Consider the following 14,743-nt stretch of genomic DNA (forward strand, 5'->3'; position numbering starts at 1 on the left):
CCTTACAGTTCAGGTTTTGCTTTATGATGATCTGTTGCTTGCTCAAAAGCGTGAGCCACGCGGTACACTGTTCCTTCGTCAAAGTGCTTGCCGATGATTTGCAGTCCTAACGGAAGGCCATTTGCAAATCCACAAGGCACACTGATTCCTGGAACGCCTGCAAGGTTAACAGGGATCGTTAAAATATCGTTTGCATACATAGTCAATGGATCGCTTGTCTTTTCACCAATGTTAAATGCAGGAGTTGGCGTTGTCGGTCCAACAATGACATCATACTTTTCAAAAACATCTTCAAAGTCTTTTTTGATCAATGTACGGACTTTTTGCGCTTTTTTATAGTACGCATCGTAATATCCTGAGCTTAGCGCGAATGTACCAAGCATGATGCGGCGCTTCACTTCGTCTCCGAAGCCTTCAGAACGAGTATTTTTGTATAAATCAATCAGGTTGTCTGCATTATCTGTACGGTAGCCATAGCGGATACCGTCAAAACGTGCAAGGTTTGCAGATGCTTCTGAAGAAGACAGTAAGTAGTAAGTCGCAAGCGCATATTTAGAATGCGGTAGAGACACTTCTTCCCACGAAGCACCAAGTCCTTCTAATACTTTTAACGCTTGAAGAACAGACTCTTTTGCTTCCTCGCCAACACCTTCGCCAAGATATTCTTTCGGCACAGCGATTTTCAGACCTTTGATGTCGCCAGTTAATGAAGAAAGAAAATCTGGGACATCGACATTTGCACTAGTTGCGTCCATTTGATCGACACCAGCAATCGCTTGAAGAACATAAGCGTTGTCCTCTACATTGCGTGTAATCGGACCAATTTGGTCTAATGATGAAGCAAATGCAATTAATCCGTATCTGGATACACGTCCATATGTCGGTTTAAGACCTACAACTCCGCAGAAAGATGCCGGCTGACGAATAGAACCGCCTGTATCTGATCCAAGTGAGAACGGTACTTCACCTGCTGCAACAGAAGCTGCTGATCCACCACTTGATCCGCCTGGAACGGTGTTTAAATTCCACGGGTTTTTCGTCGCTTTGAAGCCTGAGTTCTCCGTAGAAGATCCCATTGCGAATTCGTCCATATTTAATTTACCGATTGTGACTGCTTCTGCGTCTCTTAAGCGGTTCACAACGGTTGCATCATAAATTGGATCAAAGTTTTGCAGGATTTTACTTGAAGCTGTTGTGCGCAAATCCTTTGTAACAATGTTATCTTTCACACCGATCGGCATACCGAACAATAGGCCAAGCTCGTCCTTTTCACCAACTACCTCGTCCAATTCCTTTGCATACGCACGAGCTTTTTCTTCGTCCAGTGCAAGGAATGCTTGTACTTTCCCGTCTACTTCATTGATTCGTTTATAAGACTCGTCCACTAAATCAGAAACAGACAGTTCCTTTTTATGTAAAAGCTCTTTTAATTCAGAAATTTTGTGATCAAACAGTGACATGTCTCGGGCCTCCTTTAGTCCAAAATTGATGGCACACGAATATAGCCGTCTTTATGATCAGGCGCGTTTTTGACGACTGCCTCAATGGAAAGACCTTTATTCGGAACATCTTCTCTCATGACGTTTTTCATTTTTAATACGTGTGTAGTAGGTTTAACGTTTTCCGTATCTACCTCGTTTAACTGCTCTGCAAATGAAATGATGCTATCAAGCTGTTCTGTAAACATCTCAGCTTCTTCTTCTGTAATCGCAAGCCTTGCTAAATGAGCAACGTGCTTGACTTCTTCTATTGAAATTCTTGACATGCAGGTTCACCTCCAAAAATGATGCGTGATCGTGGTCATGATCATAAGTCATATACACTTTATCATATCAAATTTTACTGTTCTAAAGCAACTTTACGCAGGTGCGGTAAAAGGTCCGTTCTCTTGAAACGTCTTTATGATCAAATCGATAAAAGAAATATTCATCAGGTGACTTTTTATTTTTCAGAAAATTTTTACTTTTGCTCATTTTTGTAATCGCTTACATGTTGATTCTTATCACCGATCTGTCCATTTTTTCTTCAAAATGAAGAGGTTTAGGCAGGTTGATCACTTGGGAATACTCTGTTAGGTTAAGTAACCATAGCAGTGAGCAGGCAGTCAAACAAAAAAGCTGCCATCGCACTTCTGTATATTTTGATTGAGGTGATGTCAAATTAATACGAAAAAGGTGAGAACACAAAATGAGTATTGAAGTTACAATTTCCTTATCTATTTATTTTATTGGGATGCTTGCCATTGGCTGGTATGCATTCAGGAAAACACATAATTTAAATGATTATATGCTTGGTGGACGCGGGCTTGGTCCATTCGTTACAGCCCTTTCAGCAGGTGCTGCGGATATGAGCGGATGGATGCTGATGGGTGTGCCAGGTGAAATGTATAAAACAGGTTTATCGACAGCCTGGCTTGCGATTGGTTTAATCGTTGGTGCTTACTTGAACTACCTCATTCTTGCACCTCGGTTACGTTCTTATACAGAAATTGCGGATGATGCAATTACGATTCCTGATTTCTTTGATAAACGATTCAAAGGATCATCTGCTTTATTAAAAGCTGTGTCAGCCGTCATCATTTTAATTTTCTTTACGCTGTATACATCGTCTGGGATGGTATCAGGCGGACGTTTATTTGAGTCAGCATTCGGTGCTCACTACATGTTTGGACTGATCTTAACATCAAGTATTGTCATTTTGTATACATTGTTCGGCGGATTTCTGGCAGTGAGCTTAACGGACTTTGTCCAAGGAGCTATCATGTTTTTAGCATTAGTGCTCGTGCCGATCGTTGCCTTTACACAATTAGGCGGACCTGTTGCTACATTCCAAGATATTCAACAGATTGACCCTAAATTGCTTGATATTTTTAGAGGAACGAGCGTCATTGGCATTATTTCCTTCCTTGCTTGGGGACTAGGTTACTTTGGACAGCCGCATATTATCGTGCGCTTTATGGCCATTACGTCTGTTAAAGATTTAAAACCAGCACGCCGAATCGGAATGAGCTGGATGATTATTTCAGTGATTGGATCACTGTCTGTCGGTTTAGTGGGTGTTGCCTATGTTCATGAAACGGGCATGAACCTTGCTGACCCTGAAACCATCTTTATCGTCTTTTCTAAAGTATTGTTCCATCCATATATCACTGGATTTTTACTTTCTGCCATTTTAGCTGCGATTATGAGTTCAATTTCGTCTCAGCTGCTTGTCACAGCAAGTGCAATGACAGAGGATTTATACAGAACGTTCTTTAGAAAAAAAGCATCAGACAAAGAGCTTGTCATGATTGGCCGGATGTCTGTACTCGTTGTCGCCGTGATTGCCTTATGCCTTTCACTTAACCCAAGTGACACCATTCTTGATCTTGTCGGTTATGCATGGGCAGGATTTGGTTCTTCATTCGGTCCAGTCATCTTGCTTTGCCTATACTGGAAACGAATGAATCATCATGGCGCTCTAGTTGGGATGATCGTTGGTGCAGTTGTGGTTCTGACATGGATTACGACAGGACTCAACCATGCCACAGGTATTTATGAAATGATTCCAGGCTTTACGCTAAGTGGATTAGCTGCCATTATTGTCAGCTTATTGACAAGTAAGCCGTCAAAAGCATCAAAACAGCTATTTCACAAAATGGAAGATCACCTTGAGGAAGAAACAAAATAAAGAGTTGAAGAGTCATCTGCCCTATGCGGATGACTCTCTTTTTAAATAAAATAAAAAGCTTTTCTTTCTTCAGAAACTGAATAAAATAAGAGTTGTGCAGCCATATGGGCTGTGAGAAGATCATATACATGTTGTGAAACGTACATGAAGTGAAAGGAGCGATACGCATGTTTTGGACAATTGAATGGGATACAGTCTTAAAATTAGCCGTGGCCACTTTAATCGGGCTGATTATCGGGCTTGAACGAGAGCTGAAGAAAAAGCCCCTCGGCTTAAAAACGTGTATTGTCATTGCTGTCAGCTCCTGCGTCTTAACCATCATCAGCATTGATGCAGCCTACAATTTCCCTCGAGTCTCTAAGCTTCAAATGGACCCACTCAGGTTACCGGCGCAAATTATATCTGGTGTTGGTTTTATTGGAGCAGGTGTGATTCTTCGAAAAAGCAATGATGTCATCTCAGGTCTCACGACTTCTGCGATGATCTGGGGAGCAGCAGGACTTGGGGTTGCAACCGGTGCAGGATTTTATAAAGAGGCCTTCCTCAGTCTTTTCTTTATTCTGATTAGTGTCGAATTCCTGCCATGGCTCTTCCAGCGGATCGGACCGATTCGCCTGCAGGAAAAAGAAATCCGCATCAGAATGTCTCTTTCTGATCGAAACCGTATGACCGATATTTTAAAAGAAATGAAAGCCCTCAATATTCGCATTCATTCTGTACGAATTGATGATTTAAAAGAAAAAGACTATCCGATCATGGAAGTACGCGTACGTGTGCATAAAGACCGCTATACAACCGATGTGTACTTTGATATTAAAGATCTAGAAGGCGTCGTTGGCGTGAAGTGTGATACGGTGTAGTTATAAAAAAACCCCTTGCTGTTTAACACAGCAAGGGGTTTCTTTTATCGTGCCAGCTGTTGAAAGTCAAAAGGAGTAATGGGTGTTTTTTGCTCAATTTCCTTTCGAAAACATGACAGCATGGCTTTTTCGTCAGAAGTCAATGTTTGGAGATCAAATGCTTGATGTAAAAGCCCATAAATAAGCATATGACGCAGCATGAGAAAATCAGGGATTGTTGCCAGCCACGCGTCATCAAGCTCATTCTCCTGTCGATAGCCTTTTAGAAAATGACTCATAAATTCTGCCGTAAATTCAGCTTTATCATCATATGGAATCACTGGATACCAAAGAACATTGTATAGCAAAATACTAATATCATTGATAAACCAGTGGTATCCAATATCATCAAAATCAAATGCGATAATCTCTTCTTGATGATAATGAAAGTTCCCGTGATGCAAATCGGCATGCACCAGCCCATACACATCCTTCGAAATTCGGAGCTGGTGAAGCTTTTGCATCAATTCATATTTTCTTCGAAGCACAACCGTTTGATCAGATGGAATATATTGATCAAGCTTTAATTGCTCCTCTTCATACCACTCTTGACGCTTATAAAGAGGATCTTTTACTTGATATTGTTTTGTTATTTGATGCATTCGTCCTGTATAGGACCCTAACGCTTCAAACAGCTTCCCATTCCAATCTCCTTCATTCACTTTTCTCCCCGGTGCTTTTTCATACACACGGAGTAAAAATGCGCCTCCGGCTTGATCAGGAATGGTTTCAACGTCTTTTCCTCTTGCTGATGAAATCGGCTTTGCTACGGAAATACCATGATGAGACAGGAATCGAAGCCAGTCCATTTCTCCTAAAATATATGTGGGTGAGCGACGAATGGTATGGGTGATTTTTAATATATAATTCTCCCCATTCATTGCCTTATATTCATACACATAATTTTCTGCATCGGCTAGAAATGTCACTTGGTCAAGCTGAAAGTCATACAAGTGAGCCGCTTTCTTTAAGACTTTCTGTTCATCGTATCGTGCTTTTACTTCTTTATGCATGCTGATTCTCCTTTTATCGTCTTTTTAAATGTTCTTGACGGTAATCAGCATTATACGAGCATCAACATACCTGCCTTTCTTCTTGGTTTCTACTAATATTTTGACAAGAGTTTGGAAATCCCTCTTATTTAGTCATATATATGAACAGTCGGTTCTTTGTCCTCAGCATTTTTCGTGATCAGGGCTTCTTGTTGATCAGAAGATGTGATGTTGATTTCAATATTGGTACTCTTGTAGTAATCCATGACTTCTCCGGTTAAATATTGTGTGAAGGCTACGACTTCCGTTTTTCCGTAGAACTGCATTGGAATTTCGATTTTCATTTTTTGCAGGTTGCCGTCTTTGTAAAAGCCTTTTCCTACAACACCAGTGTAATTCGGGAAGTAATCTTCTACCTTTGTCTTGAAGCGGTCAAATCGCTCTGAATCATCTTTGTAGCTGCTTTTCGCACTATCTGAAGGGAAGAATACATTCTCCTCTTTGATCGTATCCCAATTTCCGATATCAGCGGAGCCTGCTTTCACATCTGTTTTGGCGATAAAGTTACCTGGAACGATAGATGATTTTGGTGCTTGCTTATAAAGGGCAATCATGACAGGCACTTTTTGCAGTCCGTCCATTTGACGAATTCGCTTGATCACTTGTTCAGCGATTTTTTCACCCTCTGCCAAAAGTTTCTTTGAATTTTTCGATGAATCGATGGTCACCTCTTGCTGCGGGTCACCGATCTTTTCACGGTAATAATAAACCGAGTTCAGCGCAAGACCAATGACAACTCCGCCAAGCTGTAAGCTGTTTTTGTCTTTTCGAATTAAGTAATTATGCTCTAGCATTGAAGCTAAGTAAATTGGACTATTTTCATTTTTAGACTTTGTTGAACCTGAGTTTGGAAGAGCTGGATTTAAGCCCAGATTCTTAAAGTCTTTATCTTCTTTTTCTGCCTTTTTCAGATCACTGCCTGTTTTTTTGCGCGCCAGCCAGCTGAGAACGGTGTCCTCATCTAAATGCTGTCCTTCTTGGAAAAGATAGTCGTTTGTATTAAATGACTCTGTTGCAAGTCGCATGAGTCCAGTTTCAAATTCATCAATGTCCAAGCGTGTATTGAGACGCTCCGCTGTTAGACCTCTAGCAGCTCCTTGTTTAAACGGCAGCACCATTTTGTAATAGGAGTCTGAGATATTGTACATCGGGATGATGGCTGTTTCCTTTGTTTCCTTCGTTTCATCCGTTTTTTGTGTGACCTCTTCCTCTTCCTTTCCCCCAAAAGGTGCACACGCTGACAATACCAGTGTGAGCATTGTCAGCAGCAATAACAATTTTTTCAATAGAAAACACTCCTCTTATTTCTTTAGCTCCTCGAGCATTTTAGCTTCGTCCCAAATTTCAATATTGAGTTCTTCTGCCTTTGTCAGCTTACTTCCCGCTGCTTCTCCGGCAATGACTAGATCTGTTTTTTTACTCACACTGCCTGCCAGCTTTCCGCCTAATGCTTCGATCGCTGCTTTTGCATCGTTTCGAGCCATTTCTTCTAATTTTCCTGTCAGCACAATGGTTTTTCCTGCAAAGTAGGAATCACTTTCTTCTGCTTTTACCGGCTTTGGCCCTGTGTAGGTCATATTGACTCCGAGCTCTTTTAGTTCGTTCAGCAGATCGAGTATTTCTTCTTTCTCAAAGTACGTGACGACGGCATCAGCCATTTTTTCACCGATTTCGTCGACTTCAAGTAATTGTTCTTTCGTCGCTTGCTTTAATTGATCGATGTTTTCGAAATGCATCGCCAAGGTCTTTGCCGCTTTTGAACCAATAAATCGAATACCGAGTCCAAATAGTAACCGCTCAAGAGAGTTTTCTTTCGATTGTTCAATTGAACGCAGTAAATTGTCGACAGATTTTTCGCCCATTCGTTCAAGCTGAATGAGCTCTTCTTTCGTTAATCGATAAAGGTCGGACACACGAGAAACGAGCTGTTCCTTGAAGAGCTGTGTAATGACCCGCTCGCCAAGTCCATCAATATTCATTGCATTACGGGAAACGAAGTGAATGAGTCCCTCACGTATTTGGGCAGGACATTCTGGGTTGATGCATCGCAAGGCCACTTCGCCTTCGATTCGCACCAGCTCACTATGACACTCTGGACATTCAGTTGGCATGTGAAACGGTTTTTCTTCGCCTGTACGCTGATCAAGAAGAACACCTGCGACTTCAGGAATAATATCCCCGGCTTTTTTCACAATCACTTGATCGAACAAGCGAATATCCTTTTCTTTGATCAAATCTTCATTATGAAGAGACGCACGCTGCACTGTCGTCCCTGCTACTTTGACAGGCTCAAGAATCGCTGTTGGTGTAATCACGCCTGTACGTCCGACACTTAGTTCAATATCAAGCAGCTTCGTAACGACCTCTTCAGCCGGAAACTTGTACGCAATCGCCCAGCGCGGGCTTTTTGCTGTGAAGCCGAGTTCTTCCTGCTGAGCGAGTGAATCGACTTTAATGACAATTCCATCGATTTCATACGAAAAATCGGCACGCTTTATTTTTAATGTTTCAATGAGGTCGATGACTTCTTCGATTGTTTGGCACATCCGTCTTTCTTTGTTTGTTTTAAACCCAAGTTCGTCGAGAAAATCAAGTCCTGCGCTTTGCGTTTCAACACCAATTTCATCAAGCTCCGCTATACTGTAGACGAATATATCAAGGTTTCGTTTCGCTGCAATTTTCGTATCAAGCTGACGAAGTGAACCTGCAGCCGCATTACGCGGGTTTGCAAACGGTTCTTCTTCGTTTTGTATTCTTTTTTCATTTAATGCTTCAAAAGAAGGTTTTGGCATAAATGCCTCGCCTCTCACTTCAATCGACAGAGGGCGTTTGATTTTAAGCGGGATGGAACGAATTGTTTTGAGATTTTCAGTAATATCCTCACCCGTTGTTCCATCGCCGCGCGTCGCTCCTCGGACAAACACGCCATTTTCATAACGGAGAGAAACAGCGAGTCCATCAATTTTCAGCTCGACATTGTATGCGATATCGTCACCGACTGCTTGACGAACCCGGCGGTCAAAATCAAAAAGGTCCTGTTCATTAAACGCATTCCCAAGGCTGAGCATTGGTGTGCCGTGACGCACTTTTTGAAAGGCGTCTAAAACAGCGCCGCCTACTCTTTGTGATGGAGAATCTGCTGCTTTTAAGTCAGGGTGCTCTTCCTCCAAAGAGATCAGCTCACGCATCCGCGCATCATATTCAGCGTCAGGAACACTTGGACGATCAAGTGTATGATATTCGTAGTTGTATTGATTCAAAATCTGGTGCAGTTCCTCGATCCGGCGTTTCGCTGCTTCTTTATCCATCTGCTTCTTCCTTTCAATTCATCCGTTTTGTCAGTCCTATCAGTTTATTGCTTCTCGATTGGTGCAAATGCTGCGAGAAGACGCTTAATGCCTGTAGGGCTTGGGAACGCAATATCAAGCTCTGTGCTGTCTCCGCTGCCTTTCACACTCACAACCGTACCAACGCCCCATTTTTTATGGGCCGCTTTATCGCCCACAGCCCAGCCAATACTGCCGCCGCCTGTGTTTTGAATGGTTTGTGTTTGCGGACGTGAGACAGGTCCCCGTCTTTGCGGTCTTTCTCTTGTTTGGCCAAACGGTGTTTTTGTTTCTTTTTTCTCATTTAGGTTGTCCAATAAATCGGCTGGTATTTCTCGAATGAATCTTGATTCAAGGTTCATGTTCGTCCGGCCGAAAAGTGTTCTCATTTTCGCACTTGATAAATAAAGCTCTTCTTCAGCCCGTGTGATGCCTACATAAGCGAGGCGGCGCTCTTCTTCCATCTCTGCATCTTCCATTAATGAACGGCTGTGCGGGAAGACACCCTCCTCCATTCCCATTAAGAAAACAACAGGGAATTCCAAACCTTTTGCGGCGTGAAGTGTCATTAAGATGACAGCATCCTGATCTTCTTCTTCATTTTCATCCAGCTTATCAATGTCTGCGACGAGGGCGAGATCTGTCAGGAAGGTCACAAGTGACTTGTCTTCATTTTGTTCTTCAAAGTTCTTCGTGACGGATAAAAACTCGTCAATATTTTCTAAGCGGCTTTGTGCTTCAATCGTTTTTTCGAGCTTAAGCGCTTCACGATAGCCTGTTTTCTCTAAGATTTCTTCTGTTAATTCTGTGACAGATAAATAATCCTGCATGTTCGTCATTTGATCAATGAGCTGTTTGAACTCATCAAGCGCATTGGCTGCTCGTGCACTCAGTCCAATGAAATCCACCTGACCAAGTGCTTCAAACATAGACAGGTCATTCATCTCCGCATATGCTGCAATTTTATCAACAGATGTCGCACCGATTCCGCGCTTTGGTACGTTGACAATTCGTGCAAAACTAATATCGTCATCTGGGTTTGCCACTAGGCGTAAGTATGCCAAAATGTCCTTGATCTCTTTTCTGTCATAGAACTTCGTGCCGCCGACAATGTTGTATTGAATGTTGGCTTTCATTAACGTTTCCTCTATGACACGAGACTGGGCATTTGTTCGGTAAAGGATCGCAAAATCGGATAATTTACGCTTTCCGCTTTGATGAAGTTGACGAATCTTTCCTGCGACAAATTGTCCCTCACCGAATTCATTATCTGCACGGTAATAGGCTATCTTCGCCCCTTCATCATTTTCTGTCCAAAGATTTTTCGGCTTCCGGTTTGCATTGTTTTGAATCACCGTATTTGCAGCATGCAAAATGCGTTTCGTCGATCTGTAATTTTGCTCAAGCAGAATTACTTCACTGGATGGATAATCTTTTTCAAAGGAGAGAATGTTTGTAATATCCGCTCCGCGCCAGCGATAAATAGACTGATCCGAGTCACCGACAACACATATATTTTGAAAACGCTGCGCGAGCAGTTTCACAAGCATGTACTGCGCTCTGTTCGTATCCTGATACTCATCCACATGAATGTATTGGAATTTCCGCTGATAGTGCTCTAACACTTCAGGGATGCGCTCAAACAGACGAATTGTCATCATAATTAAATCATCAAAGTCGAGTGATTGGTTTTTGAGTAAACGCTTTTGATAATCTGTATAGACATCGCTCACCACTTGATCATAGAAATCACCGGCTGTTTTGGCGTATTCCTCTGCGTCAATGAGTTCGTTTTTTGCACTGCTGATCGATCCTAAAATGCTGCGTGGATCGAACTTTTTAGGATCGATATTCCGTTCTTTTAAAATGTTTTTAATGACTGAAAGCTGGTCAGATGTGTCTAAAATAGAGAAGTTGCGATTCACACCAATGCGGTCAATATCGCGTCTTAAAATACGGACACACATGCTGTGGAACGTAGAAATCCAGATGTCATCTGCGCCAGGCCCTAAAATAGCTTGGACACGTTCACGCATTTCACGTGCTGCTTTATTTGTAAATGTAATCGCTAAAATGTTCCACGGCGCCACATGCTTTTCTGCCATTAAGTAGGCAATTCGATGTGTGAGCACCCGTGTCTTCCCGCTTCCTGCTCCTGCCATCAACAATAAAGGACCGTCTGTTGCTTTGACTGCTTCTTTCTGTGCGTCATTCAGCCCTTCTAATAGATGATTCGATATTTCATTCATTCCATTCACCGCCAATTCGAACTTATGTTCTATTTTAACCCGTTTCGTCTTATTTGACTATGATGATTTTTTGACTGCATCCACTGTTTTTAATGCTTCTTTGAAATTGTCATAAATGACGTTTCCTACAACCACGACGTCTGCATGCTGGGAGAAGTCTTTTGCCTGCTTAGCGTTCTCGATGCCGCCGCCATAAAAAAGAACTGTTTCATCAAGCACTGCTTTTGTTTCTTTGACAAGCTCTATGTCTCCAAGCGTTCCGCTGTATTCCAGATAAAAAATGGGCAGCTTCATCAAATGCTCTGCCACTCTTGCATATGCCCTGACGTCATCGATATCCAGCGCTGTATTTGCCTCTGTGAGCTTGGCCGCTTTACAATCTTCATTTAAGATGACATAACCTTCAGGCACAATCTCTTCCATTGACATCAAATCACCGAATTCCTTCATCGCGTCCTTATGAAGCCCAACAATCCAGTCAGGATGAGAGCTGTTTAAAACGGTCGGGATGAAATACAGATCGAAGCCCGGCACAATCATCTCATGTGTTGAGATTTCGAGCACACAAGGAACTAGAAACCGGCGGACCTTTGACATCAATTGAAGCACATTGTCCTCTGTCACATTGTCACTGCCGCCAATCAATATGGCATCCGTCCCAGATTCGCAAATCGCTTCTAGCTGTTCATCGGAGATTTCTTTATTTGGATCGAGTTTAAAGACATGCTTCCACTCGGTAACATCATACATGAAAAACGTTCCTCCATTCGTTTCATTCCATTTAAATATTATAACAAAATCAAAGGCCGCAAAAAATGGGTAACCTCCTTCAGCTAAAAGTTTCATTCTTTTGAAAATGAGCGATTGTGACTTTAGATAAAATGGCTGGAGAAAAGATGAAAAAATCGACTTGAAGAGGAGCTGAAAGAGGTTGATATTTTGGCACTTTGTCACATGCTATTATACAATAAAGGAATATTTTACTATAGATTCAAAAAAGATCTATTGAACAGAGGTGACTCTTTTGAAAAGAACAATTACATATGAACAAAGTATAGATATCGGATACATCTATATCACCACGCAATCGGAGCGTTTGAAAATCAAAGAAACCATTGAATTAGATGTCAATGAATGTATCAATGTAGATATCGACAAAGAGGACCGAGTGGCTGGCTTGGAGTTATTTGCAGAAGAATCCGAAGTGCTGCGGAATGTACCGGTTTATGAGGATGAGCTTTCTTTACGTTTGACGGATCAGGAAATTCTCTCAACCTATCATCTGTCAGGCATTGAATTCCAATTCTCGACACCTGATCACAAAGGGCTGATCGGTTTTACCATTGTCGATCCTCTTCGATATAACATCAAATGATAGACAAGAAAAAACCGTTTTGATCTTTCAAAACGGTTTTTTTCAAACTATTGTCTCGCTTCATTAAAATAATGGACGGATGTCATGGCCCCTTCGTCGACCATCTTGTTGTCTTGGATATCTAATGGATCTGGGTGGCCGGCTTTTTCAGGAACCTTTTCATCTGACCGGAACATGCTTGCCCATTTTTTCAGATGCTGTTTATTTTTTACGGCTAATAACACAGCTCCTCCAACCCCTAATCCTGCAAGTACATACGCATTTGGACGCTTATTCATGTATGTTCCCTCCCCTTATGATCTTATTTGTAAGTTACCCCGCCTTTTCATTTCTAAACATCACAATATGTTGATGTGGTTTCTCTTTTTATGAAAAGTGGAATAACAACAGCAATGAAAGAGAAAAGAGGGGATCTTCATGACCACAACCTTAATGATCATCGGCACATTGCTAATCATTTTTTTGATTATCCCAATCATTCTATTGATCTGGATTTGGATGAGGGATGAAAAACAAGAAGAACATTCAGTTCTGCGAAATTATCCGGTCATTGGAAAGCTGCGGTTTATCTTTGAAAAAATAGGACCTGAGCTTCGCCAATATCTGTTTCTGAATGACCGAGAGGAGCTGCCCTTCTCAAGAAGAGAATACGAGCAGGCGGTCATGTCAGGAAAGTACAAAAGCCGGACAATGGGCTTTGGATCAAAACGTGATTTTGACAAGCCAGGCTATTACATTCGAAACGTCCTGTTTCCAAAGCAGCGAGATGAACTACGAATCGATCAATCTGAAAAAATCAAAACGAAAGTGTATCAAATTGATCAAGACAATTTACTGCGAAGAAGTGAACATTTCAAAGAAGTCGAAGCAAATCCTTACTTTCTCCATCAAGAGGATGTACAAGTCATTGGCGAACACACATGTCAAAAGCCTTTCCATGTGAAAGGACTGATCGGCCAATCCGCTATGAGCTACGGCTCCTTAGGCGACAGGGCCATTACAGCTTTATCCTCAGGATTAAAAATGGCCGGCGGTACGTGGATGAACACAGGTGAAGGCGGGCTTTCTCCTTATCACCTCAAAGGCGGCGCAGATATCATTTGTCAAATTGGGCCCGGTTTATTTGGCGTTAGAACAGAGGATGGCGCATTTTCCTTTGAAGAATTCAAGAAAAAAAGCGAGCACGAGGAAGTCAAAGCCTTTGAACTCAAGCTGGCACAAGGAGCAAAAACACGCGGCGGTCATATTGACGGCGAAAAAGTAACGGAAGAAATTGCGAATATCCGTAAATTACCGCCTCACCAATCCATTGACAGCCCAAACCGCTTTGAGATGTTCCACTCCATTCCTGACATGTTTGATTTCATTGAGGAGCTGCGGAGTATAGGCGGAAAGCCAGTTGGAATCAAACTTGTTGTCGGGCATAAAGAAAATATTGAAGAGCTTGCCAGCTATATGAAAAAAAGCGGGAAACACCCTGATTTCATTACAGTTGATGGCGGAGAAGGCGGTACAGGGGCGTCCTTTCATGAATTGGCGGATTCCGCAGGGCTGCCAATTTTCACGGCACTTCCTATGGTTCATCAAATTTTGAAAGAATACGGTGTCAGAGATCAGGTGAAGCTCTTTGCTTCTGGCAAGCTTCTATCGCCAGATAAAATTGCGATTGCCCTTTCAATGGGAGCTGACTTTGTGAATATTGCTAGAGGTCTCATGTTTTCAGTCGGATGCATTCGCGCCCAAGTCTGCCACACGAATAAATGCCCAGTCGGGGTCGCCACGACTGATCCAAAGCTGCAAAAGGGTTTATCAATTGAAGAAAAAAAATACCGAGTGTGCAATTATATCCTGTCTCTTAGAGAAGGTTTGTTTAACTTATCCGCAGCTGCGGGAATAGAATCGCCTATTCATTTTAATGAAAAACATATTATTTTTAGACAAGAGAATGGCGAGACAAGCGAAGTGCCGATGTTCTCAGGCACACAGCCATCTGTCTAGCTTGAAAAGGTGCGGAAACGCACCTTTTTTTATTAACATTTTCGTATAAAGTTAGCAAACAGTAGAGTTTAAGAAAATCATCTCAAACGAAGATGACATCTCCTATGAATGAGAAAGATGGTTTATGGACGAGCTAAATTAAAAAAACAGGGACAATTTATCAGTCCCTGCCCGC

General features: G+C 42.0%; 12 protein-coding genes. 4 read left to right on the plus strand and 8 right to left on the minus strand.

All coding sequences use genetic code 11. The annotated features are described in order from the left end of the window. Positions 1–2: 2 nt before the first annotated feature. Positions 3–1,460 carry an Asp-tRNA(Asn)/Glu-tRNA(Gln) amidotransferase subunit GatA gene (gatA, locus tag QSJ46_RS17510; RefSeq protein ID WP_047204229.1) on the minus strand — a complete coding sequence of 486 codons (1,458 nt, stop codon included), beginning with the start codon at positions 1,458–1,460 and terminating at the stop codon, positions 3–5. Between the two features lie 14 nt (positions 1,461–1,474). Then, positions 1,475–1,765 carry an Asp-tRNA(Asn)/Glu-tRNA(Gln) amidotransferase subunit GatC gene (gene gatC / locus QSJ46_RS17515; RefSeq protein WP_285605100.1) on the minus strand — a complete coding sequence of 97 codons (291 nt, stop codon included), beginning with the start codon at positions 1,763–1,765 and terminating at the stop codon, positions 1,475–1,477. 422 nt (positions 1,766–2,187) lie between these two features. Here gatC and putP point away from each other — a divergent pair, with 422 nt between their 5' ends. Beyond that, positions 2,188–3,669, plus strand: a complete 1,482-nt coding sequence (gene putP / locus QSJ46_RS17520) for a sodium/proline symporter PutP (protein WP_047204230.1) — start codon at positions 2,188–2,190, stop codon at positions 3,667–3,669. Positions 3,670–3,836: 167 nt separating this feature from the next. Beyond that, positions 3,837–4,529: an MgtC/SapB family protein gene (locus tag QSJ46_RS17525; protein WP_024424547.1), complete on the plus strand. Its 693-nt coding sequence runs from the start codon at positions 3,837–3,839 to the stop codon at positions 4,527–4,529. Positions 4,530–4,573: 44 nt separating this feature from the next. On the opposite strand, the gene QSJ46_RS17530 is transcribed toward QSJ46_RS17525, so the two are convergent. The 5 genes from QSJ46_RS17530 to pcrB all read right to left on the minus strand — a co-directional run bounded on the left by QSJ46_RS17530 (position 4,574) and on the right by pcrB (position 11,945). Then, positions 4,574–5,581, minus strand: a complete 1,008-nt coding sequence (locus QSJ46_RS17530) for a phosphotransferase enzyme family protein (RefSeq protein ID WP_285605101.1) — start codon at positions 5,579–5,581, stop codon at positions 4,574–4,576. Between the two features lie 128 nt (positions 5,582–5,709). Then, positions 5,710–6,906, minus strand: a complete 1,197-nt coding sequence (locus tag QSJ46_RS17535) for a CamS family sex pheromone protein (RefSeq protein WP_047204232.1) — start codon at positions 6,904–6,906, stop codon at positions 5,710–5,712. Between the two features lie 15 nt (positions 6,907–6,921). Then, positions 6,922–8,928, minus strand: a complete 2,007-nt coding sequence (gene ligA, locus QSJ46_RS17540; RefSeq protein WP_285605102.1) for an NAD-dependent DNA ligase LigA — start codon at positions 8,926–8,928, stop codon at positions 6,922–6,924. A 44-nt stretch (positions 8,929–8,972) separates the two neighbouring features. Then, on the minus strand, positions 8,973–11,195 hold the full coding sequence (gene pcrA, locus QSJ46_RS17545; protein WP_024426683.1) for a DNA helicase PcrA: 2,223 nt from the start codon (positions 11,193–11,195) through the stop codon (positions 8,973–8,975). 57 nt (positions 11,196–11,252) lie between these two features. Further along, complete coding sequence (gene pcrB / locus QSJ46_RS17550; protein WP_047204235.1) at positions 11,253–11,945, minus strand: heptaprenylglyceryl phosphate synthase; 693 nt, start codon at positions 11,943–11,945, stop codon at positions 11,253–11,255. Positions 11,946–12,219: 274 nt separating this feature from the next. Here pcrB and QSJ46_RS17555 point away from each other — a divergent pair, with 274 nt between their 5' ends. Then, the gene (locus QSJ46_RS17555) at positions 12,220–12,570 is read left to right on the plus strand and encodes a DUF2283 domain-containing protein (protein ID WP_285605103.1); all 351 of its coding nucleotides are present in this window, start codon (positions 12,220–12,222) and stop codon (positions 12,568–12,570) included. A gap of 47 nt (positions 12,571–12,617) precedes the next feature. Here QSJ46_RS17555 and QSJ46_RS17560 read toward each other — a convergent pair whose 3' ends face one another. Next, a complete protein-coding gene (locus QSJ46_RS17560; protein WP_039176971.1) occupies positions 12,618–12,848 on the minus strand; it encodes a hypothetical protein in 231 nt (76 codons plus the stop codon). A gap of 139 nt (positions 12,849–12,987) precedes the next feature. Here QSJ46_RS17560 and QSJ46_RS17565 point away from each other — a divergent pair, with 139 nt between their 5' ends. Further along, positions 12,988–14,568 (plus strand): FMN-binding glutamate synthase family protein, encoded by a 1,581-nt coding sequence (locus QSJ46_RS17565; protein ID WP_041087101.1) that lies wholly within the window; start codon positions 12,988–12,990, stop codon positions 14,566–14,568. The last annotated feature ends 175 nt before the right edge of the window (positions 14,569–14,743 follow it).

The organism is Bacillus sp. YKCMOAS1 (assembly GCF_030268125.1).
Lineage (GTDB): Bacteria > Bacillota > Bacilli > Bacillales > Bacillaceae > Bacillus > Bacillus safensis.